The sequence below is a fragment of the Pseudarthrobacter sp. PvP004 genome, assembly GCF_017876035.1.
Lineage (GTDB): Bacteria > Actinomycetota > Actinomycetes > Actinomycetales > Micrococcaceae > Arthrobacter > Arthrobacter aurescens_A.
On sequence record NZ_JAGINL010000001.1, the window covers coordinates 1,122,119 to 1,145,529 of the forward strand.

22 protein-coding genes are annotated in these 23,411 nt (G+C 61.0%); 14 read left to right on the forward strand and 8 right to left on the reverse strand.

What is annotated here, in order from left to right:
• Positions 1–15 precede the first annotated feature (15 nt).
• The 3 genes from J3A64_RS05145 to J3A64_RS05155 all read right to left on the reverse strand — a co-directional run bounded on the left by J3A64_RS05145 (position 16) and on the right by J3A64_RS05155 (position 2,133).
• Positions 16–654 (reverse strand): MBL fold metallo-hydrolase, encoded by a 639-nt coding sequence (locus J3A64_RS05145; protein WP_210063750.1) that lies wholly within the window; start codon positions 652–654, stop codon positions 16–18.
• Positions 651–1,736: an S-(hydroxymethyl)mycothiol dehydrogenase gene (locus J3A64_RS05150; RefSeq protein WP_210063751.1), complete on the reverse strand. Its 1,086-nt coding sequence runs from the start codon at positions 1,734–1,736 to the stop codon at positions 651–653. The genes J3A64_RS05145 and J3A64_RS05150 overlap by 4 nt, the downstream gene beginning before the upstream one ends.
• 139 nt (positions 1,737–1,875) lie before the next feature.
• Positions 1,876–2,133 (reverse strand): mycoredoxin, encoded by a 258-nt coding sequence (locus J3A64_RS05155; RefSeq protein WP_014922000.1) that lies wholly within the window; start codon positions 2,131–2,133, stop codon positions 1,876–1,878.
• 149 nt (positions 2,134–2,282) lie between these two features.
• Here J3A64_RS05155 and J3A64_RS05160 point away from each other — a divergent pair, with 149 nt between their 5' ends.
• On the forward strand, positions 2,283–3,047 hold the full coding sequence (locus tag J3A64_RS05160; RefSeq protein WP_187329879.1) for an SOS response-associated peptidase: 765 nt from the start codon (positions 2,283–2,285) through the stop codon (positions 3,045–3,047).
• Positions 3,048–3,050: 3 nt separating this feature from the next.
• Here J3A64_RS05160 and J3A64_RS05165 read toward each other — a convergent pair whose 3' ends face one another.
• Entirely contained in the window at positions 3,051–3,440 is a 390-nt protein-coding gene (locus J3A64_RS05165) for a hypothetical protein (protein ID WP_014921999.1), read from the reverse strand.
• 58 nt (positions 3,441–3,498) lie between these two features.
• The gene (locus J3A64_RS05170) at positions 3,499–4,035 is read right to left on the reverse strand and encodes a TetR/AcrR family transcriptional regulator (RefSeq protein ID WP_014921998.1); all 537 of its coding nucleotides are present in this window, start codon (positions 4,033–4,035) and stop codon (positions 3,499–3,501) included.
• A 52-nt stretch (positions 4,036–4,087) separates the two neighbouring features.
• Here J3A64_RS05170 and J3A64_RS05175 point away from each other — a divergent pair, with 52 nt between their 5' ends.
• The 7 genes from J3A64_RS05175 to pdxS all read left to right on the forward strand — a co-directional run bounded on the left by J3A64_RS05175 (position 4,088) and on the right by pdxS (position 13,671).
• On the forward strand, positions 4,088–5,149 hold the full coding sequence (locus J3A64_RS05175; protein WP_210063752.1) for an FAD-dependent monooxygenase: 1,062 nt from the start codon (positions 4,088–4,090) through the stop codon (positions 5,147–5,149).
• A gap of 80 nt (positions 5,150–5,229) precedes the next feature.
• Positions 5,230–5,574, forward strand: coding sequence for a DUF6504 family protein (locus J3A64_RS05180; protein WP_014921996.1), 345 nt, complete (start codon positions 5,230–5,232; stop codon positions 5,572–5,574).
• 3 nt (positions 5,575–5,577) lie between these two features.
• Positions 5,578–9,096, forward strand: coding sequence for a DNA polymerase III subunit alpha (locus J3A64_RS05185; protein WP_210063753.1), 3,519 nt, complete (start codon positions 5,578–5,580; stop codon positions 9,094–9,096).
• Between the two features lie 151 nt (positions 9,097–9,247).
• Positions 9,248–11,257: a threonine--tRNA ligase gene (gene thrS / locus J3A64_RS05190; RefSeq protein WP_011774991.1), complete on the forward strand. Its 2,010-nt coding sequence runs from the start codon at positions 9,248–9,250 to the stop codon at positions 11,255–11,257.
• A 19-nt stretch (positions 11,258–11,276) separates the two neighbouring features.
• The gene (locus J3A64_RS05195) at positions 11,277–11,870 is read left to right on the forward strand and encodes an HIT domain-containing protein (protein WP_011774990.1); all 594 of its coding nucleotides are present in this window, start codon (positions 11,277–11,279) and stop codon (positions 11,868–11,870) included.
• The gene (gene pgsA / locus J3A64_RS05200; protein ID WP_043470332.1) at positions 11,860–12,489 is read left to right on the forward strand and encodes a phosphatidylinositol phosphate synthase; all 630 of its coding nucleotides are present in this window, start codon (positions 11,860–11,862) and stop codon (positions 12,487–12,489) included. The genes J3A64_RS05195 and pgsA overlap by 11 nt, the downstream gene beginning before the upstream one ends.
• Before the next feature lie 255 nt (positions 12,490–12,744).
• On the forward strand, positions 12,745–13,671 hold the full coding sequence (gene pdxS / locus J3A64_RS05205) for a pyridoxal 5'-phosphate synthase lyase subunit PdxS (protein ID WP_014921993.1): 927 nt from the start codon (positions 12,745–12,747) through the stop codon (positions 13,669–13,671).
• A gap of 198 nt (positions 13,672–13,869) precedes the next feature.
• Here the strand turns inward: pdxS and J3A64_RS05210 are convergent, their stop codons facing one another.
• Positions 13,870–15,882 (reverse strand): M3 family metallopeptidase, encoded by a 2,013-nt coding sequence (locus tag J3A64_RS05210; RefSeq protein ID WP_210063754.1) that lies wholly within the window; start codon positions 15,880–15,882, stop codon positions 13,870–13,872.
• 73 nt (positions 15,883–15,955) lie between these two features.
• On the opposite strand from J3A64_RS05210, the gene J3A64_RS05215 reads away from it, so the two are divergent.
• Positions 15,956–17,221, forward strand: coding sequence for a CapA family protein (locus J3A64_RS05215; RefSeq protein ID WP_210066067.1), 1,266 nt, complete (start codon positions 15,956–15,958; stop codon positions 17,219–17,221).
• 3 nt (positions 17,222–17,224) lie between these two features.
• On the opposite strand, the gene J3A64_RS05220 is transcribed toward J3A64_RS05215, so the two are convergent.
• The gene (locus J3A64_RS05220; RefSeq protein ID WP_011774986.1) at positions 17,225–17,983 is read right to left on the reverse strand and encodes a type 1 glutamine amidotransferase; all 759 of its coding nucleotides are present in this window, start codon (positions 17,981–17,983) and stop codon (positions 17,225–17,227) included.
• On the reverse strand, positions 17,980–19,311 hold the full coding sequence (locus J3A64_RS05225) for a Mur ligase family protein (protein WP_043470329.1): 1,332 nt from the start codon (positions 19,309–19,311) through the stop codon (positions 17,980–17,982). Before J3A64_RS05225 ends, J3A64_RS05220 begins: the two co-directional genes overlap by 4 nt.
• A 102-nt stretch (positions 19,312–19,413) precedes the next feature.
• On the opposite strand from J3A64_RS05225, the gene pdxT reads away from it, so the two are divergent.
• From pdxT to ruvB, 5 genes are all read left to right on the forward strand, one after another.
• The gene (gene pdxT / locus J3A64_RS05230) at positions 19,414–20,115 is read left to right on the forward strand and encodes a pyridoxal 5'-phosphate synthase glutaminase subunit PdxT (RefSeq protein WP_210063755.1); all 702 of its coding nucleotides are present in this window, start codon (positions 19,414–19,416) and stop codon (positions 20,113–20,115) included.
• Positions 20,116–20,118: 3 nt separating this feature from the next.
• A complete protein-coding gene (locus tag J3A64_RS05235) occupies positions 20,119–20,874 on the forward strand; it encodes a YebC/PmpR family DNA-binding transcriptional regulator (protein ID WP_011774983.1) in 756 nt (251 codons plus the stop codon).
• A 46-nt stretch (positions 20,875–20,920) separates the two neighbouring features.
• Positions 20,921–21,490 (forward strand): crossover junction endodeoxyribonuclease RuvC, encoded by a 570-nt coding sequence (gene ruvC / locus J3A64_RS05240; RefSeq protein ID WP_011774982.1) that lies wholly within the window; start codon positions 20,921–20,923, stop codon positions 21,488–21,490.
• A 102-nt stretch (positions 21,491–21,592) separates the two neighbouring features.
• Positions 21,593–22,237, forward strand: a complete 645-nt coding sequence (gene ruvA / locus J3A64_RS05245) for a Holliday junction branch migration protein RuvA (RefSeq protein ID WP_014921988.1) — start codon at positions 21,593–21,595, stop codon at positions 22,235–22,237.
• Positions 22,230–23,306, forward strand: a complete 1,077-nt coding sequence (ruvB, locus tag J3A64_RS05250; RefSeq protein WP_210063756.1) for a Holliday junction branch migration DNA helicase RuvB — start codon at positions 22,230–22,232, stop codon at positions 23,304–23,306. The genes ruvA and ruvB overlap by 8 nt, the downstream gene beginning before the upstream one ends.
• The last annotated feature ends 105 nt before the right edge of the window (positions 23,307–23,411 follow it).

The following is a 23,411-nucleotide window of genomic DNA, read 5'->3' on the forward strand; positions in this document are numbered from 1 at the left end:
GGCTGCGATGGGTACTTAGTGGCCCCGTGCAATCCATTCATCCAGATGCGGCTTCTCTGCGCTGATGGTGGTTGAATCACCGTGTCCGGTGAGGACCACGGTTTCCTCAGGCAGTGGGAGGAGCTTGGTCCTGATGGACTCGATGATGGTGGGGAAGTCGCTGTACGAGCGGCCCGTCGCGCCGGGTCCGCCCTGGAAGAGCGTGTCCCCGCTGAACAGTGTTTCTTTGCTGGGCAAGTGGAATGAGACGGACCCTGGTGAGTGACCGGGAGTGTGGATCGCTTTCAGTGTTGCGTCGGCAACGGTGAACTCGTCTCCGTCAACGATTGCCACATCGGGGTCGATTTCGGGGAACACTGCCCGCCACAGCATCCAGTCGTCCTGGTGCAGATGGATGGGAGCTTTGACGAGCTCGCAAAACGCGCCCGCGGAACTGATGTGGTCGTCATGGCCGTGGGTTAGCAAGATGGCTTTGACCGTACGGCCGGCAACTGCCTCGCGAATGGCTTCGGGGTTGTGGGCGGGGTCGATGACGATGCATTCGGAGTCGTCGCCGATGATCCAGACGTTGTTGTCCACGTCCCAGGTTCCGCCGTCGAGGGAGAATGTCCCTGAGGTGACGACGCGGTCGATGGTGATGTTGCCGGTGCTCACAGCTCTACCACCGATCGCAGGACGGCGCCCTGGTGCATTTTGTCGAAGGCTTCTTCTACCTGGTTGATGGTGATGCGCTCCGTCACGAACGCGTCCAGGTCCAGCTTGCCCTGTTTGTAGAGGTCCACCAGCATGGGGAAGTCACGGGAGGGCAGGCAGTCGCCGTACCAGGAGGACTTGAGGGAACCCCCGCGGCCGAAGACGTCCAGCAGTGGCAGTTCCAGGGTCATCTCCGGGGTGGGCACGCCCACCAGGACAACGGTTCCTGCGAGGTCGCGGGCGTAGAAGGCCTGCTTGTATGTTTCGGGACGTCCGACGGCGTCAATCACCACGTCTGCGCCGAAGCCGCCTGTCAGGGCCCGGATTTCTTCGACGGGGTCGCCAGCGGATGAATCCACGGTGTGTGTCGCGCCGAGTTCTTTGGCGCGCTCGAGCTTCTTTGAGTCGATGTCGACGGCGATGATGGTGGTGGCGCCGGCGAGCGCGGCACCGGCGATGGCTGCTACGCCCACGCCGCCACAGCCGATGACGGCAACAGAGTCTCCTCGTTTGACCCCGCCGGTGTTGAGCGCGGCTCCCAAACCTGCCATGACGCCGCAGCCGAGCAGTCCGACGGCGGCGGCATCGGCGTCGGGGTCTACCTTGGTGCATTGCCCCGCGGCCACCAGGGTCTTTTCGATGAACGCGCCGATTCCAAGGGCAGGTGACAGTTCCGTGCCGTCTTCGAGCGTCATTTTTTGGGTGGCGTTGTGGGTGTTGAAGCAGTACTGGGCTTGGCCGCGGTTGCAGGCGCGACAGTTGCCGCACACTGCGCGCCAGTTGAGGACGACGCGGTCGCCGGGGGCGACGTCGGTAACGTCAGGGCCGACTGCGCTGACGACGCCGGTGGCTTCGTGGCCGAGCAGGAACGGGAAGTCGTCGCTGATTCCGCCGAGTTTGTAGTGGAGGTCGGTGTGGCATACGCCGCTGGTGAGAATGTCCACCAGGGCTTCGCCGGGTCCGGGTTCGGGAACCAGGATGGTTTCTAGGGTTGCGGGTGCGCCTTTGGAGCGGACGACGACACCTTTGACTGCGTGGACCATGGAGATGTTCCCTTCGGGCTCTAGGACAGCAGGCCCCTTAATGAAGCAGGGCCCGCTACGGATTCCCATTCTGTCTATCACAGGTGGCAGACAGTGCGTGGATTGTTCCGTGCGGGCCCAACAGCGGCAGTGTGGGAGGCTATGCGGCCAAGCGGTTCTCGACCTCGGCGGCTGAGGGGTTGGTGGCCGCAGTTCCGTCAGGGAAGAGCACGGTGGGGACGGTGCGGTTGCCTCCGTTGAGCTGCTCGACGAGTTCGGCGGTCCCATCCACTTCTTCGATGTTGATCTCGGTGTAGCCGATGCCCTTGGCGTCCAGCTGCTTCTTAAGGCGGTTGCAGTAGCCGCACCAGGTGGTCGAGAACATGGTGATGGTGCCGGAGTCGGGAGTGAAGTCCACAGAGCTCTCCTCAGTGTTGGTCGTTTGCGCGGGATGGTTCGTTGCTATCAACGGTAACCCGCGTCGGAATAATTCCCGTTCGGCCGCGAAGCCGGGTTACGTCACATGGTGCGCTGGTGCGTTCTTGGAGGAGAGGGCAGACTGTTGCCATGTGTGGACGTTATGTGATGGCCCGTGCGGTGGGAGACCTGCTCGCCGATTTCGACGCTGAGCTTGAGAACGAGATTGCCCTTGAAAAATCGTGGAATGTGGCCCCGACGGATGCCGTTCCCATCGTGTTGGAGAGGCTCATCGATGAGGACGTGAAACGCCAGCTCCACGTAGCCAAGTGGGGTTTGGTGCCCTCATGGGCCAAGGACCCCAAAGGTGGTGCCAGGCTCATCAACGCGCGCAGTGAAACGTTGCTGGAGAAGCCGTCCTTCAAGAAAGCCGCTGTGGCCAGGCGTTGTGCGGTTCCGGCGGATGGCTACTACGAATGGAAGAAGGGCGAGGGCAAGAACAAGCAACCGTACTATGTGCACCCGGGGGACGGCCAGGGTTTGGTCTTCGCGGGCTTGTACGAGTGGTGGCGGGACCAGTCAGCATCCCCTGATGATCCGGGCCGTTGGTTGCTGTCCATGTCCATTCTGACTGCCGACACCCCAACAGCAGATGAGGCGCGAACAAGGCGCAGTGCCTCAGTGTTTGACGAACTTACGTCACTCCATGACCGGGTTCCGTTGCCCATGAGCACTGAGACGATGGAAGCGTGGTTGGATCCTAGGGAGAAGGACGCCCAAGGCTTGGTGGACATGGTCCGTTCCAGGGCACACGACGCGGCGGCCGGTTGGACGCTGGACGCGGTAGGGGCCGCCGTCGGAAATGTCCGTAACAACTCGCCGGAACTTATTGAACCGGTGGAAGGTCTCTTCTAGGAGTCAGAGGGCTTCGGTAACCGGCACGCCGGATTGGAATTCCCGGCCGTCGGCTTCGCTGAAGCCTGTCATGACGTGGCCTTTGCTGAGCCCGTGGATGGCAGACATCGGGAAGTTCCCCGTGATGACGTTGCCGGAGTGCTCCACGCCCTTGATGTCGTAGTTTTCCTCGGCACTGAGGGAGTGGTTGAAGGAATAGAACGAGATCGCCTCGCCGTTCATGAACTCGATGCCGAGCCTGCGCTGTGAGGAATAGTCCTCGCTTGCAGCAACAAGGCCCACGACGTAAGCGCCGGAGCCTGGTATGTTGCCATCGATTTCGAACCGTGCCACGAGGTTGTCGTCTTCGGCGGAGATGTTGACCTGCTTCAGGAGTGCGTCATTGGTGCTCATTCCACAATCCTGCTCTGTGGACCGGCTGCCGTCCACCCCTTGGGTGTCATCCTCACCCTTATCCCTCCAGGAGGCGCCGGAGGCTTCTGGCTACGGTGGCGCCGTCAATGTCCTGGCCTTTGCGGGCGGTCAGCAGGTGCATGGCCAGGCCGTCGCCGTAGTCGGACACTGCTTCGGCCCGGGCTCTTGCTTCAGTTATGCCCATGGCTTCAAGCAGTTGCGCCAACGCCGATACCAGCCGCTCATGCCCGGCTGCCACAACATCGGGCTGGTCGAGGGCAAAGGCGAACCTGGCTCGGGTCAGTTCGGCGTTCTCATGCGCGAGTCCCATGACCGCTCCGGCGATCTGCTCCGCCAAGGCGGCTACCGACGTCGGGATTTCCGTTCCACCGCGCTGGAGCAGGAGGCGGTCCCGTTCTTCAACGCGGTCGACGGCGGCCCCCATCAGTGCTGCCCGGTTGCGGAAATAGTTCGAGGTGGTTCCGACGGCGACGCCCGCGTGGGCGTCTACGGCCCGGTGGGTGAGTCCCTTGAGGCCTTTGGCAGCAACCACGGCAAGGGCGGCGTCGGCAAGTTCTGTTCGGCGGTCCGGCATGGCGAAAGTCTAGCTTCAACCCCTATCACTACTACAAATGTAGTAGTACAGTGTGGCCATGGAAAAAGTGGACATCATTGGTGGAGGAATCGCCGGGTTGGCGCTCGCAGGACGACTCGACCCCGGCCGGTTCGACGTCACCGTGTATGAGCAGCGGACCGAACTCCCGTCCGTTGGAACTGCCTTGGCCATGTGGCCGGAAGCCCAGCAGGCGTTGGCTGAGTTGGGGATACTCGGGGCCGTGCGGAGTCGCGGAGCCATTATCAAAGCCGGCGCACTTCGCCGTCCCTCGGGAGAGGCCCTGCTGTCCATGGAAGGTGAAGGGCTGGTAGGAGTGTCCCGCCCCGAACTGCTGAGACTGCTGGACACGGCCGTACCAGCTACCGTGCGCCGGGTAGTGCAGAGAGTGGATCGCCTGCCGGGCCATTCCGGGTTGACCGTGGGTGCCGACGGAGTCAACAGCATTGTTCGGCGGGACTTTTGGGGCCGGCGAAGTACGGCCAGGCCAACGCCGTTCCTTGCAGTCAGGGGCGTCGTTCCAGGAATCCCATCCCCTCAAGACGTAGGTGAATACTGGGGGCGCGGTCAGATTTTCGGCCTGGCACCTGCCGGAGGTGGAACCAACTGGTACGCCTCCTTCCGCTCAGACCTGGGCCCGGACAAGGTGGACGTCGCAGAGGCGCTTGAAGTGACCCGGGACCGCTATGCCAACCACGCACCCGCAGTGAAGGAACTCCTCGCCCTGGCCAGCCCCGAAACATCGCTTGCGCAACGCATCTGGACCACCCCGGCCCTCGGCCGCTACGCACGTAGGAACGTCGTGCTGGTAGGGGATGCCGCTCACGCAATGACCCCCAACCTGGGCAGGGGCGCCTGCGAAGCGCTCATCGACGCTGTGACCCTGGGGGGCCTGCTGAATGAACTGCCCACGGAGGAAGCGCTCGCCGCCTTTGGCAGGAAGCGGGTTATGCGAACACAACTTCTCAGGCTGGCTTCTTCCCTCATGGGGAGCGTGGCACTCGCACAGGGCGCACAACCATGGCGCGACGCTCTGCTGAAGCAGGTGGGCAAGAGCGTAGCGCGAACCCGGGAAAGGACCGGAACTTCGAAGTAGGTTTTGTGGGGGCGTCGGCGTAAACTGGATTTATTCGAACATACTTTCGAATAAGGTTTCCGGCGTAAAGAGGTGTGGATATGGGGCTGTTCAGCGAGTCTGTCGGAGTCATCTGCACCGACACAGGCCAGCCACAGGAAGTCCGCTGGAAAGGCACCCGGTACACAGTCACCAACGAACCGGTCCGATGGTACGAAAGGCGCCAATGGTGGCTTGAAGAGAACCGCGCACCACTGGGGACCGGCGCCGGATTGGTCGACCACGAAATCTGGCGTGTACAGCTCCTACCCACCGCAGCCGACGCCGAAACCAACCATTCCATCACCCTTGACCTCGTCCGGCACGTGGGCAGCGGACGCTGGAGACTCCTGCGCATCCACGACGCCGCACCAGCACGCGCCGAAGAACCCGAAGAAGCAGCGTGAACCTTGAGCTTTACCCACCTGCACGTCTCCACAGCCTTCAGCGCACACTACGGCGTCTCCTGGCCCGATGAACTTGCCCAAACAGCTGCAGCAAACGGAGCCACAGCGCTCGCCTGCACAGACAGGGACGGCCTATACGGCACCATCAAACACCTCAAAGCATGCATGGACGCAAGCATTGACCCCATCGTAGGGGTGGACCTGGCAGTATTCGACGACGACGGCGACCACCGCACCCAAGTCGGGGGCCGCGTCGTCGTACTCGCCCACGGCAACAACAACGGCGCCGGGTACAGGGCACTCTGCCGCCTCATATCCGACGCCCATGCACGCACCTCAGGAAAAGCCGGGGGAGCAGTCCCTGCTGCAGTCACACGGGGAGAACTCGCCTCAAGAACCCTTGACCCCAAAACCCTCAAACCAGTCCTGACAGTGCTGATAGGACCCGACTCCGACGTCGGCCTTGCCATGGGGGGCCGCAAATACCTCAGGCCCAGAACCCTCTTCAAACAGTGGATCGACGCCATGCCCCCCGGCACCATGGTCGCCGAAGTTGTATCCCACCTCAGCGCCCCGGGAGAGCCGCTCAGCACAGCCCACGCAGTGCGCATGCTCAAACTCGCCCTCGAATACAACATCCCCGCAATCCTCAGCAACGCAGTCCGCTACTGCGCCCAGGACGGCGCCGCCACCGCAGACGTCCTCGACTCCGCACGCACCCTCAAATCCCTCCCGGAACTCTCAACAGCACCCCCGCTGCAACCAACCGGGATGCTCCAACCAACCGGGCAGGGCTGGCTGAAGACACCGCAGCAAATGCTCCAACTCGGTAAAGAAATCATGAACGCCGCAGGCCAAGGAAAAGCCGACCTCACCAAACTCCTCGCAAACACCGAAGCGCTCGCAGACAAATGCCGCATCAATCCTGTCCTCGATATGGGATGGAAAAAACCCGTAGTCCCCGAGGCCTCCATCATCGGCATCGACGCAGACCCCATGCTTGAACTCACCCAACGCTGCGAAGCCGGAATCACCAGAAGGTTCCCGGGCATCAACGGAGATGCTGAAAAACACCTGCGCTCGCGGTTGGAGCACGAACTCGGGATCATCGGCAGGCTTGGCTTTGCCTCCTACTTCCTTACCGTGGCAGAAGTTTCACGGATGATCCTGGATATGGGGGTCCGGGTTGCCGCGAGGGGATCCGGTGCCTCAAGCCTGGTCAACTACTTGATCGATATCAGCCAGGTTGATCCGATCCGCCATGACCTCATCTTTGAACGCTTCCTATCCGGCCGGCGGTCAACCCTTCCAGACATTGATATTGATGTGGAAAGTGCTGAAAGGCACAACGTCTACCGAAAGATCTTTGACCGCTTTGGGGCCGAACGGGTCACCCTGATGAGCATGCAAAACGGCTACAGGGCACGTGGTGCAGTTCGTGATGCCGGCATGGCCTTGGGGATGCCGGACGATGAAGTCGGTGAGATCGCCAAGCAACTGTGGAGATTCTCTGCACGCAAATTCCGTGAGGCCTTGGTTGAGAAGCCCGAGCTGCGTGATTTTGCCGGGCGGGTGGAAAGGGGAGCCTTGGAGGAGAACCAACAGCTGGACCTGTTGGTTGACCTTACAGAAAGGCTGGATCGCCTTCCCCGGCACATCTCCATGCATCCTTGTGGAGTGATTCTGGGAGATGCCACACTGCTGGATCGAACACCCGTCCAGCCCAGTGGCTTGGGCCTGCCCATGAGTCAATTCGACAAACATGACATGGATCCCATGGGCATGCTCAAACTCGATGTCCTGGGAGTGCGCATGCAGAGTGCCATGGCCTTTGCGGTTCGGGAAGTGATTCGGCTGCATCCTTCCAAAGCTGAAGTGGTGGCAGCAGGCAGGCATCCAATCGAGCCGGGCGGGGATGGTCCTGACTACATTGCCCCTGACGGCAGGATCGACCTCAATGCCGTACCTTTCGACGACGAACCCACCTATGAGCTGATACGCAGTACCCACACGCTTGGTTGCTTCCAGATCGAATCGCCGGGACAACGGGAACTCATTGGAAAGATGGCTCCCCGGGAATTCAACGACCTCATCATCGACATCTCGCTTTTCAGGCCCGGACCCATGAAATCCGACATGGTGCGACCCTTCCTGGAACACCGGCACGGCTTTGCTCCTGAGATATATCCCCACCAGGACCTCAAGCCAGTCCTGCAGGAAACACACGGGGTGACTGTTTTCCATGAGCAGATCCTGAAGACCTTCCACGTCATGACCGATTGCGGTTTGGACAGGGCCGACGAGTTTCGTCGGGCCCTGGGCGACGAAGTGCAGGAACCGGGAGTGGAGAAGTACTTCCGAAAGGAAGCGATCAAGAAATACAGTCCCGAAGTGGTGGACAAGGTCTGGGGAACCCTGAAAGCCTTCGGCAGTTTTGGTTTTTGCAAAGCCCACGGTGCTGCCTTTGCTGTGCCCACATATCAGTCTGCCTGGCTCAAGGCCCATCACCCCGAGGCCTTCCTCGCCGGGCTGTGGGAACACGATCCCGGGATGTATCCCAAGCGACTGCTCGTTGCTGAAGCCCGCCGGCTAGGCATTCCCATCCTGCCTTTGGATATCAACAGGAGCCAGGCTGAATACCGGGTGGAGAAAATCCAGCAAGGCACCAATCATGGAAAGCTCGGAATCCGCTTGAGCCTCACTGGGATCTATGGGCTATCAGGCGCAGAACTGAAGCGGATCGTGGCCGGGCAACCGTACGATTCCCTGGCAGACCTCCGGGCGCGGGCGAGGGTGAGTAAACCAAACATTAAAAGACTGGCCCAACTTGGCGCCTTTGATGCCTTGCACAAAGACTCCGGTGGAAAAGCGAACCGGGCCGACCTCGTACAACACTTGCAAGCACTCCAAAGCAACCCTTCCAAAAAAGCCACCGATGTCATTGAGGGACAACTGGCGTTTGCCTTGGGCGATGTGGAACTGCGGAACCTGGCTCCGGAACTGCCTGCGCCCACAATGGTGGACAACGTCAGGGCGGAACTCGATCTCATGGCTGTGGATGTCAGCGAGCACTTGATGGAAAGCCATCGGCCACTGTTGGAGAAGTTGGGAGTCACTACGGCTGACAAACTCCTCAGCCTGCGCAATGGGACCGAAGTCCTGGTGGCGGGGGTCCGGATAGCGACACAAACCCCACCCATGCGGGGCGGGCGGCGCGTTGTCTTCATCAGCATCGATGACGGCACAGGTTGTGTTGACTCTGTCTTCTTCCATGAAGCCCAGGAAGAATCGGGGCCCCTCTTGTTTGGTACCCGCATGCTGTTGATTCGTGGAACCACCAGAAGGACCGGTCCCAAGGGAATCAGTCTGAGTGCCAGCAAGGCATGGGACCTCAGCCGGCCCGAAGCATTGCCATATTCCGAACTCTTGCCTGCCGAAGTTGGTCTACCGGATGAATACACCCACCACGGGCCCCTTCATGGCATCTCCAGGAACCTCGCCATCACTGGCCTGGGAAGCTGAACGCGCAGCAGAATCCTTCCTCGGGCAGCCGAATCCGGCCCCGGCGCGCTGCTTTGGCCGCCTTCGCTGAAGCGGATACGATTGACGGTGGCTGGCTGTGGTCCCCGTACGCCACAAGCTATGAAGCCTTAACTATGAATAGGAGACACCCGTGTCAGATGCCCAACAGATCACCCTCATCGTCGATGGCGAAGAGACCAAGGTGACGGAAGGGACTACCGGCGCGGAACTCTTCTTCGAGCGCCGCGACGTCGTTGTAGCCCGTGTCAATGGTGTACTCAAGGACCTTGACCAAGTCCTCACCGAGGGTGCAGACGTCGAGGGCGTCACCATCGATTCCCCTGATGGACTCAACGTTCTCCGCCACTCCACAGCGCACGTCATGGCGCAGGCCGTCCAGCAGTTGCGCCCCGAGGCCAAGCTCGGCATCGGCCCGTACATCACTGACGGCTTCTACTTCGACTTCGACGTCGCTGATCCGTTCACCCCGGAAGACCTGCGCACGCTGGAAAAGATGATGCAAAAGATCATCAACCAGAACCAGAAGTTCGTTCGCCGTGTAGTCACCGAAGAAGAAGCCCGCGAAGCGATGGCCAACGAGCCCTACAAGCTGGAGCTGTTGGGCAAGAAGAACGACGCAAGCGACGCGGCTGAAGGCGTCAATGTCGAGGTCGGCGCGGGCGACATCACGATCTACGACAATGTGGATCGCAAGAGCGGCGAGAGCATCTGGTGCGATCTTTGCCGCGGACCGCACCTGCAGAACACCAAAATCATCTCCAACGCTTTCGCGTTGACCCGTTCATCTGCGGCATATTGGCTCGGCAACCAGAACAACCAGCAGTTGCAGCGCATTTACGGCACCGCGTGGCCCACCAAGGAAGCCCTCAAGGCATATCAGGAACGCATAGCTGAAGCTGAGCGCCGCGATCACCGCAAGCTCGGCGTCGAACTGGACCTCTTCTCCTTCCCGGATGAGCTGGGCTCCGGCCTCCCTGTGTTCCACCCCAAGGGCGGCATCATCCGCAAGGCAATGGAAGATTACTCCCGTCAACGCCATGTGGACGCCGGTTATGAGTTCGTCTACACCCCGCACATCACCAAGGGACACCTATACGAGGTTTCAGGCCACCTTGACTGGTACAAGGACGGCATGTTCCCGGCGATGCAGGTGGACGCCGAATTCAACGAAGACGGCAGCGTGCGGAAGCCTGCGCAGGATTACTACCTGAAGCCGATGAACTGCCCCATGCACAACCTGATCTTCCGCTCCCGGGGCCGATCTTACCGCGAACTTCCGCTGCGCCTTTTTGAATTCGGTTCGGTGTACCGGTACGAGAAGTCCGGGGTTGTGCACGGGCTGACCCGTGTCCGTGGCATGACACAGGATGACGCCCACATCTACTGCACCCGCGAGCAGATGAAGGACGAGCTCACCACCACCCTGAACTTCGTCCTTGGCCTGCTCAAGGACTACGGCCTGGACGACTTCTACTTGGAGCTCTCCACCAAGAACGAAGAGAAGTTCGTTGGTGACGATGCCGCCTGGGAGGAAGCTACACGCACTTTGTCCGAGGTCGCAGAGGCTTCCGGTCTGCACTTGGTACCGGACCCGGGTGGAGCAGCATTTTACGGCCCCAAGATCTCCGTTCAGGCAAAAGATGCTCTGGGCAGGACCTGGCAAATGTCCACCATTCAGCTGGACTTCAACCTGCCCGAGCGTTTCGAATTGGAATACCAGGCTGCCGACGGCACGCGCCAACGCCCCGTCATGATCCACCGGGCCCTTTTCGGTTCCGTGGAACGCTTCATGGGTGTTCTCACCGAGCACTACGCCGGGGCATTCCCTGCATGGCTCGCTCCTGTACAGGTAGTGGGCATCCCCGTCGCCGAGACGTTCAACGACTACATGTTCGACGTCGTCGGCCAGCTCAAGGCTGCCGGAATCCGTGCCGAGGTGGATATCTCCTCGGACAGGTTCCCCAAGAAGATCCGCACAGCCAGCAAGGACAAGATCCCGTTCGTCCTGATTGCCGGCGGCGAGGATGCGGAAGCCGGTGCGGTGTCGTTCCGCTTCCGGGACGGCAGCCAGGACAATGGAGTGCCCGTGGCCGAGGCGGTCCGCAGGATCGTTGACGCCGTCAAGAACCGCGAGAGCTGACGGAACGGACACAGAGACGGTGCAGGAGAACACAGGCGCGGCAGCTGACCTTCCGAGCGATGCCGACGTCACCGATGACTTCGGATTGGCAGGCGTACCGGACGCGTTTCAGCGCCTGTGGACTCCGCACCGTATGGCCTACATCAAGGGCGGGCAGGATCAATTCAAGAACAAGGACGACTGCCCGTTCTGTGTAGGACCCACACGCTCAGATGAGGAATCCCTCATCGTCTATCGGGGACGGACCTGCTATGTGGTCCTTAACCTGTTCCCGTACAACCCAGGTCATTTGTTGATCTGCCCCTACCGGCACGTTCCCGACTACACGGACATCACAGTGGAGGAAACGGCCGAGTTCGCCGACCTCACCCAGACGGCAATGCGGGTGCTGCGGAAAGTTTCCAATCCGAGCGGCTTTAATCTGGGCATGAACCAAGGCGTGACCGGTGGTGCCGGAATCGCAGCGCATCTCCATCAGCACGTGGTTCCGCGCTGGGGCGGGGATGGAAACTTCTTCCCGATCATCGCCCAGACCAAGGCCATCACGCAGACACTCGATGAGGTCCGCAAGCTTGTGGCCGAAGCCTGGCCGGGGGAGTCGAATGCTCAATAGGCATGCGCGCGGCTTTTTCACTTCACTCTTTACTCCTCTAGCGCGATGGCTCCTGAGGATCGGTGTGTCTCCTGACGCCGTGACCATTGCAGGGACCGCAGGCGTGATATTGGGCGGACTCGTCCTCTACCCGTTGGGCTTTTTGTGGTGGGGTTCGGTTGTGGTCGCCTTCTTCGCATTTTCAGATGTCGTAGACGGAATCATGGCGAGGCTTCAGGGGCGCAGCGGCGGCTGGGGCAATTTCCTGGATTCCACTTTGGACCGGCTTGCCGATGGTGCGATATTTGCCGGCCTGACTATCTGGTTTTTCACCGGAGGTGAGGATCCGGCGATAGGTTCTGCAGCAGTCATCTGCCTGGTTCTTGGAATGGTTGTTTCCTACGCCCGGGCCAAAGCGGAGTCCTTGGGCTACCAAGCGAGCGTCGGGATCGCAGAGCGTGCAGAGCGCTTGGCGTCCGTGCTGCTCGTCACGGGGCTCACGGGATTGGGTCTGCCGCCGGTTGTATTGTTCGGGACCCTGATCCTCCTTGCCTTGGCAAGTGTGGTGACGATCGTCCAACGGATGACCGCCGTTCGCCGACAGGCCATGGCCGAAGCCGATGGAACTGCTGCAGCATAAACGCCGTGGGTCAACGCTTGCCGGGGGAACTGGTTGGCAAACCAAAATCGTTCCTCTCCGGTTGTGCACCTGTCCTACCAGAGCCCGCTTTATTGCCCTTCGAGGCAGTAATGAATGTACTGCCACCATGCAAGGTGCGACTACTATTACTAGTACTTGGTCACCTTGACCTGAAACCCGGTGTGCGCTGATTGCGGTCGTGTGGCTGCGCGCGCCTCCGGCAAAACGGTCGTTTATCTACCCATAGGGGTTTTTGTGTCTACACCAGATGTAAGCAACGAAGCCGGTTCGTCCGCGAACAGCGTCACGGGCAGCAACCGCGTTAAGCGGGGCATGGCGGAGATGCTCAAGGGCGGCGTCATCATGGACGTCGTTAACGTCGAGCAGGCCCGCATCGCCGAGGATGCCGGTGCCGTGGCTGTCATGGCACTCGAGCGTGTCCCGGCCGATATCCGCGCCCAGGGCGGCGTGTCCCGCATGTCCGATCCCGACATGATCGATGCGATCATCGCCGCCGTGTCCATCCCGGTCATGGCCAAGGCCCGCATCGGCCACTTCGTCGAAGCCCAGGTCCTGCAGTCCCTCGGTGTTGACTACATCGACGAGTCCGAGGTCCTGACCCCGGCGGACTACATCAACCACATCGACAAGTGGAACTTCACCGTCCCGTTCGTCTGTGGCGCCACCAACCTCGGTGAGGCTTTGCGCCGTATCAACGAAGGCGCGGCGATGATCCGTTCCAAGGGCGAAGCCGGTACCGGCGATGTTTCCAACGCCACGGGCCATATGCGCAAGATCCGTTCGGAGATCGCCAAGCTCGCTGCCCTGCCTGAGGACGAGCTGTACGTTGCGGCCAAGGAGCTGCAGGCCCCGTACGAGCTGGTCAAGGAAGTTGCCGCCACCGGCAAGCTCCCCGTGGTGCTGTTCACTGCCGGTGGCATCGCTACCCCGGCTGATGCTGCGATGATGATGCAGCTCGGCGCCGACGGTGTGTTCGTTGGTTCCGGTATCTTCAAGTCCGGCAACCCGGCAGAGCGCGCCGCCGCCGTCGTGAAGGCCACCACGTTCCACGACGATCCCGATGTCATTGCCAAAGTCTCCCGCGGCCTGGGCGAAGCCATGGTGGGCATCAACGTCGACGACATCCCCCAGCCCCACCGCCTCGCAGAGCGCGGCTGGTAAGCCGCACTTAAGTCTCGGACAGCGGCAATCCTCTGCGTGCTATTCCCCGCGCCCCGTTGGCAGCTAAGTAGCTGCTCAGGGCGCGGGGCCCCTTTTACGCACACTGCCGGATCGCCCCTGCCCTCAGCTTGAGGTGCTTGAGGTTATGAACGACGCCGGACGGTCGCCTTATGAGGTGAGCGTCCGGCGTCGTTGTGTTTAGTTGAGGCCGCGGCGCTTTAGCAGGGGGGCCAGGTCGGCGTCATGGCCTCGGAATGAGCGGAAGGATTCCAGCGGATCGCGGCTGTTACCCCTCGATAGCAGCTCGGATCTGAACCGGTCCCCGTTGGAGCGGGTAAGGCCGCCGTTTTCCTTGAACCATTCCACAGTGTCGGCGTCCAGCACCTCGCTCCAGATATAGGAGTAGTAGCCCGCTGCGTAACCCGAACCGGCGAAGATGTGTTGGAAATACCCCGTGCGGTACCTCGGCGGGATCAGCGGGTGCGTGATTGCCGCATCAGCCAGCGCCTTGGCTTCGAACGCGAGAACGTCCTCCGGGACTTCGGACTCGGACAGCACGTGCCACGCCACGTCAAGGAGCGCCGCCCCGAGATATTCGGTAGTTGCGAACCCTTCTCCCCACAACAATGACTCATTGAGTTTGTCCACGGTGTCCTGGGGGAGTGCCTCCCCCGTGGAGTAATGGCGTGCATAGTTGGCCAGGACCTCGGGCCACATGATCCACATTTCGTTGACCTGGGACGGATATTCCACGAAGTCGCGCGGTACAGACGTTCCGGAGAACCGTGGATAGGTGACATCGGAAAAGAGCCCGTGCAACGCGTGGCCGAATTCGTGGAAAACGGTACGGACCTCGTCCAAGGACAGCAATGTAGGCTCGCCGGGAGCCGGCTTGGTGATGTTGAGGTTGTTGATGACCACGGACTGGGTTCCCAGCATGCTGGACTGTTCCACGAGGGAATTCATCCAGGCACCTCCGCGCTTTGACTCCCGGGTGTAGTAGTCGCCCAAGAAGAGGCCGAGGCCGCTGCCGTCTTGATCACGGACTTCCCAGACACGGACATCCGGGTGATAGCCTTCAAGGTCTTCCCGCTCACTGAAGGTAACCCCGTACAGCTTGGTCGCCGCATGGAAGACTCCGTCGTTGAGTACGGTTTCAAGGCTGAAGTAAGGCCGGAGTGCTTGCTCGTCCACCTCGAACTTCTCCTGGCGGACCCGGGCTGAGTAGTACGCCCAATCCCACGGCTCAAGTTGGTGGCCGGCGGTTTCGGCCAAGGCTTGTGCTTCCGACTCAGCGTTGCTCAGGGCAGCCGGAGCGAGCCGGCCAAGCATCGCCTGTACTTCGCTGAAACCTGGCGCAGTCTGCTGGTCCACTACCAGCTCAGCGAAGTTGGCAAACCCCAAAAGTGTGGCTTTCTCGGCCCGCAAACGTGCAGTAGCTTTCACCAGGTCGCGGACATCCAAGGTGCCGCCATCGGCGCCGCGAGCCAGGGACGCTTCATACAGGCGACGGCGGATGGTTCGGTTCTCCAGTGACGCCAAGGCGGGTTGGTTGCTGGGTAGGATCAGCGTCAGTAGGTACTTGCCATCATGCCCGGCAAGCTTTGCAGCTTCTGCAGCGGCGGTAACCATTTCGGGCTGCAGCCCGGTCAGATCTTCGGCGTCGTCAAGGAGCAGGGCGGCGGACTTCATGCCTTCCTTGACGCGCTGGCCAAACTCGGTGCCCAAGCGGGACAGCTCCGCGTTGACTTCACGCAAGCGGTGCTGCCCGGCGTCATCGAGCTGAATTCCGGACTGTCGGAACTCCTTGAGGTACTCCTCCACCAATCGGGAGGCTTCCGCATCCAGGCCGGTGGTTTCTATGGCGGCGAACCGCTCGAAGAGCGCGCGGTTCATATAGACAGCATCCTGATGTGCTGAGAATTTGGGTGACAACTTTGTCTCAAGCGTTTTGATGGCCTCTGAAGCATCCGCGGAAACGAGAGTGAAGAACGCTGCGGCAGCCCTGTTGAGGAGAAGTCCGGACCGCTCCATGGCCAAGGCTGTGTTCTCCAAGGTGGCGGGCTCCGGGTTGTCCGCGATCCGCGAAATTTCCTGGAGATGCGAAGCCAAGCCTGCCTCTACGGCCTCGGCGTAGTGCTCTGCTGAAATGCCGGCGAAGGGCGGAAGCCCGTAAGGCAGCGGGCTGGAACTCAAGAGTGGATTGGTCATGAAGCGACTCTTTCACGTAAGAATCGTGTCCTCAAGAGCGGCACGCCCTGTTCCTCCGGGCTTCCGCCGTAGGATGAAAGTCATGGGCAAAATCACATTTTCCGCGGCCTGGTACCGTCCTCAGCTGGCGGCACTCGTGCTGGGCGCGATGGCGCTTACCCTGTCCTTGAACGCCTGCGGTGTCATTGCCGAAACTGAAAACTCGAACCGCAGCAGCGCCGCTTCGGCCCCGGTAACGGAAACCCCGGCTCCAACGCGTACCCCTGCGCCGAACCCGACTCCGGGCAAGGGGCCCGCTTGCCCGGAATTACGCTGCACCTCCATCACGGTGACAGGCGACATGCTGGTTCACACCCAGCTCTGGCAACAAGCTAGAGCTGACGCCGCGGCGGCAGGTCTTCCCGGCTACACATTCGTCCCGCTTCTTGAAGGACAGCGTCGCTACATTCGCAACAGCGACCTCGCCATTTGCCACCAAGAAACGCCCGTTGCTTCTCCGGAAGGGCCGTTCTCTGCCTACCCGTCCTTCAACGTGCCGCCGCAAATCATCACTGCTTCCAAGGAAGTCGGCTACCAGGCCTGCACTACAGCGAGCAACCACACCATTGACCGCGGGACCGAAGGTTTGCTCCGGACACTGGATGCTTTGGATGCAGCGGGCCTGAAGCACACGGGGTCCTACCGCACGGAAGCGGAGTCCAAGGAAATACTGATGCTCCAAACGGACGCAGCCAAGGTGGCCGTCATCATTGGAACGTATGGCCACAATGGGCAAATCCCGGAATACCCGTGGCTGGTGGACGAGCTGGACCCGGCGGCCATGATCGCGAAGGCGACCCAGGCGAAGGCACTTGGGGCTGACATTGTCCTTGGCGTCATGCATGCCGGAGACGAGTACGCCAGCGAAGCCAATGCCCAGCAGCAGGAGGTTGCTCACGCGTTGGTGGACAGCGGACAGTTCACCATGATCTACGGACACCACACCCACTCGGTGCTGCCTATCGAGAATTACAAAGGCACGTGGATCGTGTATGGGCTGGGCAACGGCGTCACTGAATTGTCACCGTGGTACGTCGCCAATAACGAAGGGCTGCTCGTCAGGGCACAGTTCAGCCAAAACGCTGCCGGTACTTGGGCTGCTTCGGATCTCGCCTGGGCTCCGTCAGTCATCGTTCGCGATCCCTATCGCTGGTGCTCGGTAGCCAGCGACGCACCCCAGGGAGTCTGCGCTACACCTGCGGCCGACGCTGAGACCTACCAGCGAACCAAAGCGGTGGTTGAGTCCATGGGCGCAGCAACTGCAGGCGCACACGAACTACTGATCACCAAGGAAAAGTAACTTCTACCTCGGCCGGCGGGCGGCGTGTTCCCGCGCAAGGCGCGCGTAACCGTCGTCGGGCCTTCCAGGCACGAAAGTACCGAATTTACGTTCGGCCGCCGTGCGGATCAGGAAGTCCGCAATGGCCGGGTTCTTCGGCAGCAATGAACCGTGAAGGTAGCTCGCTACAACGTTGTTGTAGCGGGCGCCCTCATGCCCGTCTTTGCTGTTGTTGCCCGCGCCCTTGGTGACAGTGCCGAGAGGCTCGACGCCGGGACCCAGGGTAGTTTGCCCGCTGTGGTTCTCGTAGCCCAGGATGTCGCCAAATTCGGCAGACTTCATGGTCACGTTGCCGATGAGTCGCTCGTCGGTTCCGTGGGTTTCGACGTCAAGGATGCCAATACCGGGAATGACGGGCCCTGTGCTGGTCTTGAAGAACTTGCCGAAAAGTTGATACAGCCCACAAATCACCAGCATGGGGGCACCTTCGTCGGCGAGCTGCTTCAGCTGTCCGGCGCGCGCCTGGAGGTCGTCCTGGATGACCAATTGGCCGCTGTCCTGCCCGCCGCCGCCCACAATGATGTCCACGTCGTCGGGGAAGTCGTCGCCCACGTTGTACTCAAGCAACTCCGGGGTGTAGCCATGCCACTTGATCCGTTGCTTAAGGACCAGGGCGTTGCCCCAGTCACCGTAGATGTTCATTTCCCGCGGGTAGAGCTGGAGAACGCGGATGGTGCCCTTGCTGGGCTGTGAGTCAGGCGTGGGTTGTGCTTCCGAGGTCATGAGACCACCTCAACTATGGTGATTTTGGCCAGTTCACGGCGAATGGCGAGCATGGAGGTGTACGTGCAGAAGATGCGTTTGGGCTTGCCCCGCGAGCCGTCTATGAAAGCCCGAAGAGCTGCGGTGATGTCAGGTTCCACGACTCCGAAGTGCACGTCGTCGTACTGGAGGCGCAGCGCCATATCGTAGGCGCGGACACCGGTGAGGACCTCAACGCCGTCTTCCCGCAGGGAATCGAACTCAACGTCCCAAAGCCAGGACATGTCCCTGCCGTCGGCGTAGTTGTCGTTGATGGCAATCATGGTGGCGTACCCACCGGCAGGGAAGGACTTCAGTCCGAGACGGAACCCGCTGGGGTTCTTCACGAGAACCAGCTCCAAAGGCTGTCCATCCACCGTGAGGCTTTCACCGCGGCCGAACGCGGGAGCAACTTCTCCCAAAGATTTCACGAGTTTGGGCGTGTCAACGGGGCCGGTTCCCAGGATGGCCCGCGCCAGCGACAATGCCGCCGCAGCGTTGAAGATGTTGTAGACGCCGCGCAGTTTCATGGTTGTGGTGACGGTTTCGCCGTCGAACTCAAAGTCAGCGTCCTGGGCACCTACCCGGCGAAGTACGACGTCGGCAGCCGGCAGGTCTACGTCGTCACCGGTTTCTGCGGCAACCGAGGTTCCTGACGGGGAAGGGCCGATCGCCGTGGTGCGCATCTCGTCGTCGTTGGGAAAAGTGCTGCGCAACGATTCGTCGAGACCGAAGTACCTGATCTCGGGGTGGTGTACGGCGTCCAAGGTGTTGAGTGCGTTGGCAATCCGGGCGACACGGGGGTCCTCCCGGTTGAGGACCACCGTGTCAGTGGTCTTGGAGGCGATGTGCTCCAGCAAACGGGCGGTCTTGTCGATTTCACCGAAGCGGTCCAATTGGTCGCGCAGGACATTCAACAGGAGGCTGAAGCGGGGCTCCACTTTATTGACGAAGTGCACGGCGTGGGCCTCGTCAAGTTCCAGAATGGCGATGTCCGCGTCGAGGCGTCCACGCCAATCCACGTCGCCTAAGAGTGAGGCGGCTACGCCCCGGGTGAAGTTGCTGCCGCTGCGGTTGGTGAAGACCTTCAAGCCTTGGCTCTCAAGGAGTTCAACCACCATCTTGGTGGTAGTGGTTTTACCGTTGGTGCCGCTGACCACGGCTACGCCAAGGGGGAGCGACGCCAGCGTTCGCTGCATGAAGCCGGGGTCGATTTTCTCGACTACCAAGCCGGGGAAAGCTGAGCCTCCACCCCGGAGCCGGGACAGTGTGCGGACCAGCTTGCCGAGGGGGACGCTGAAGGAAAGCATGCTCTGTAATATATCCCAGTCAGGGCATGGAACCCTGACTGCCGGTAATGCCTGGTGGCCGCAAACGGCGTAACGGAAGGCTTGGGCCACTATGATGGTCGAATGACCAACCCCCTTTCCGACGCTTCGTCACGCGTGGGTTCAGGACTCCGGATCGGCGTGCTGGCTCTCCAGGGCGACTTCCGCGAGCATATCCACGCTGTGGAGGCCGCTGGTGCCACCGGCGTGGGTATCCGCCGCCCGTCAGAGCTCGACGACATCGACGGCCTGATTATTCCAGGCGGCGAATCCACCACCATTGACAAACTCTCCCGGATCTTCGAAGTCCGTGACCCCCTTCAAAAGCGCATCGCGGAGGGACTTCCCGTCTACGGCTCCTGCGCCGGCATGATCCTGTTGGCCGATGAAATTGCGGACCCGGCTACGGACCTGAACGGAAATCCCCAGCAGACTTTTGGCGGATTGGATATTACTGTCCGCCGAAATGCCTTTGGACGCCAACGCGAGTCCTTCGAAACCGACCTCGATTTCAAGGGGTTGGATTTCAGTGCGGGGGAGTCCGGTGTGGATCCCGTTCACGCGGTATTCATCCGCGGCCCCTGGGTGGAACGCGTAGGTTCAGGCGTCGAAGTCCTTGCCCAGGTTGACCCCGACCACGCCAGCCACACGGCTACTTTGCATGGAGTGGCTAGAATTGTTGCAGTGCGTTCCGGCCAATTGCTGGCCACCTCCTTCCATCCGGAAGTGACGGGAGAGAAACGCGTGCATGAACTCTTTATTCGAATGATCAGAGGAGAAGCGTAAAGCATGTCAGGCCACTCCAAATGGGCGACCACCAAGCACAAGAAAGCCATCATTGACGGCAGGCGTGCAAAGTCGTTCGCGAAACTGATCAAGAACATCGAAGTTGCTGCCCGCATGGGTGGCCCGGACCTCGCCGGCAACCCAGGCCTGGAACTCGCCGTCACCAAGGCCAAGAAAACCTCGGTTCCCAATGACAACATCGATCGTGCCATCAAGCGTGGGGCAGGCCTCACCGGCGAAGTGGTGGACTACACCGAAATCATGTACGAGGCCCGCGGTCCGCAGGGCTCGGCTTTGTTGATTGAATGTTTGACCGACAACAAGAACCGTGCTGCTTCCGAGGTACGCCTGGCAATCTCCCGCAACGGTGGCACCATCGCCGATCCCGGTTCCGTGAGCTACCTCTTCGCCCGGAAGGGCGTTGTGGTGCTGCCCAAGAACGGCCTCAGCGAAGACGACATTCTGATGGCGGTCCTGGAGGCTGGAGCCGAGGAAGTCAAGGACAGCGGCGAAAACTGGGAGATCCACTCCGAGCCCTCCGATCTTCAGGCCATCCGCGACGCCCTGAAAGAAGCGGGCATCGACTACGAAACCGATGAAGCCGAATTCGTTCCGTCCATGCAGGTGGACCTGGACGTTGACGGTGCCAAGAAGTTCATGAAGCTCGTGGATGCGCTGGAAGACCTGGACGATGTCCAGAACGTCTACAGCAACGCGGACCTCAGCGAGGAAGTGCAGGCTGCCCTCGACTCCGAGTAGTCGGGTGCAGCGCAGTTACTTTGACAGCTAACAGGAAGGCCCGGAATTGACTCTTCGCGTATTGGGAGTCGATCCGGGCCTTACCCGTTGCGGCATCGGTGTTGTGGACATCGAGAAAAACCGCAGGGCCACCATGGTGGCCGTGGGTGTGGTTGGCACGTCGGCGGAACTCACGCTGGACAAACGATTGCTGGTCATCGCCCAGGCAATTGATGAGTGGCTCGACCGTCACGAGCCGGATGTCGTCGCCGTCGAACGCGTTTTTTCGCAGATGAACGTGAGCACGGTAATGGGTGTGGCCCAAGCCTCAGGCGTCGTCATCGCTGCGGCCGCACGCCGTGGCATCCCCGTCGCGTTGCACACACCGTCGGAGGTCAAAGCCGCGGTAACCGGCAGCGGCACGGCCAACAAGGATGCCGTAACCAAGCTGGTGACCAAGATTTTGCGCCTGGATGCTCCACCCAAGCCCGCTGACGCGGCGGACGCCCTCGCGTTGGCACTAACGCACGCCTGGCGTGCAGGCAGCGGAATGGGCGCCGCATCCGGCAACAGTTCCCTGACGCCGGCGCAGAAGGCCTGGGCCGACGCCGAAGCAAAAGCGCGCCGCAAACGGTGATTGTCGGCTGCTCTTGCTAGGGTATTCGTAAATATGTTCGGATAGTCCGCTTTGGCCGCAATATTACGGCGACGGAGCAGGCAGTATTTCAGGAGCCGGGTCTTGATCAGTTTTCTCCGTGGAACCGTAGCCCACGTTGGTTTGTCCACCGCTGTTATCGACCTCAACGGTGCGGGTATGAGTGTCTATGCCACACCGCAGACCTTGAGCCACCTCAAGACCGGAAGTGAAGCCAAACTCTTCACCTCCATGATCGTCCGGGAAGACTCCCTCACGTTGTTCGGTTTCGCGGACGACGACGAACGCGAAGTCTTCGACGTCCTCCTCAGCGTCAGCGGGGTTGGCCCGCGGCTTGCCCTCGCCGTTCTTGCCGTGCATGAACCCGAAGCTATCCGGGTTGCTGCACACACCGGCGACAGCAAGACATTCACCAAGGTGCCGGGTATTGGTCCGAAGGTGGCCGGCCGTATCGTCCTGGAACTGGCCGGGAAGTTGGTCCCGCACGGAACCAGCACCGGCACTGCTCCCGCCGCAGCCCCGAACGCCGAATGGAAGCCTCAGGTAGTCGCCGCCATGACCAGCTTGGGATGGTCAGAGAAGGACGCCAACGGCAGCATCGACAAAGCCATGGCTGATTCGCCGGAACTCGTGGACGCCGGAAACGTGGCCCAGATACTTCGCGCTACGCTGCGCTGGCTTGGCCAGGACGGGGCGCGCGCAGGAAACCGCGTAGGCAGCCGTGGCTGAGCCATCACTCGTCAGCGGGGGAGAAGAACCGGAAGAGCGGGTCATCGAGGCCGCTCTCCGTCCCAAGAACCTGCACGATTTTGTGGGACAGCACCGGGTCCGCAAGCAGCTTGCTTTGGTGCTTGAGGCCTCAAAGATGCGAGGCCGCAGCGCCGACCACGTGTTGATGTCCGGGCCTCCAGGACTCGGCAAGACCACGCTTGCCATGATCATCGCGGCCGAAATGAACGCACCACTGCGTATCAGCAGCGGACCTGCCATCCAGCACGCCGGAGATCTCGCAGCCATCCTTTCCTCGCTCTCGGAGGGCGAGGTCCTGTTCCTTGACGAAATCCACCGCATGTCCAGGCCCGCAGAAGAAATGCTGTACATGGCCATGGAGGACTTCCGTGTGGACATCGTGGTGGGCAAGGGAGCGGGCGCAACTGCCATTCCCTTGGAGCTGCCGCCCTTCACCCTGGTGGGCGCCACCACCCGCGCAGGTCTTCTTCCGGGGCCTCTGAGGGACCGATTCGGTTTCACCGGGCACCTTGAGTTCTATTCGGTGGCCGAACTCGAGCTTGTCCTCCGGCGCTCGGCAGGGCTCCTGGACCTGAAGGTGAACTCTGCAGGCTTTACGGAGATTGCGGGCCGTTCCCGGGGAACACCCCGCATAGCCAACAGGCTCCTCCGCCGGGTTCGCGACTGGGCCCTCGTTCACGGCATTGAGCAAATCGACGCCCGTTCGGCGTCAGCAGCCTTGGATATGTACGAAGTAGACGAGCGGGGCTTGGACAGGCTGGACCGGGCCGTTCTGGAAGCCCTGATTACCAAGTTCAACGGTGGTCCCGTCGGCTTGTCCACCTTGGCCATTGCCGTGGGTGAGGAACCCGAAACGGTGGAGACCGTAGCTGAGCCTTTCTTGGTCCGCGAGGGACTTTTGGGAAGAACGCCGCGGGGTCGCATCGCCATGGCGTCCGCTTGGACGCACCTGGGCTATGCAGTCCCGGCAGGAGTCTTCGGCCAAGAGACGCTTGCCCTGTTCGGTGAGGACGAAAACCACGCCGAAAGCGTAGATACTGTCGGTTAACACGCTGTGTTCAGCTTTTCCCACTAGACTGGTATGACGCTCGGCACGTTCGAGTCCTTGATCCATGCCCGCTACGGGGATCTGCCAGGGACGTTGCCGTGAACC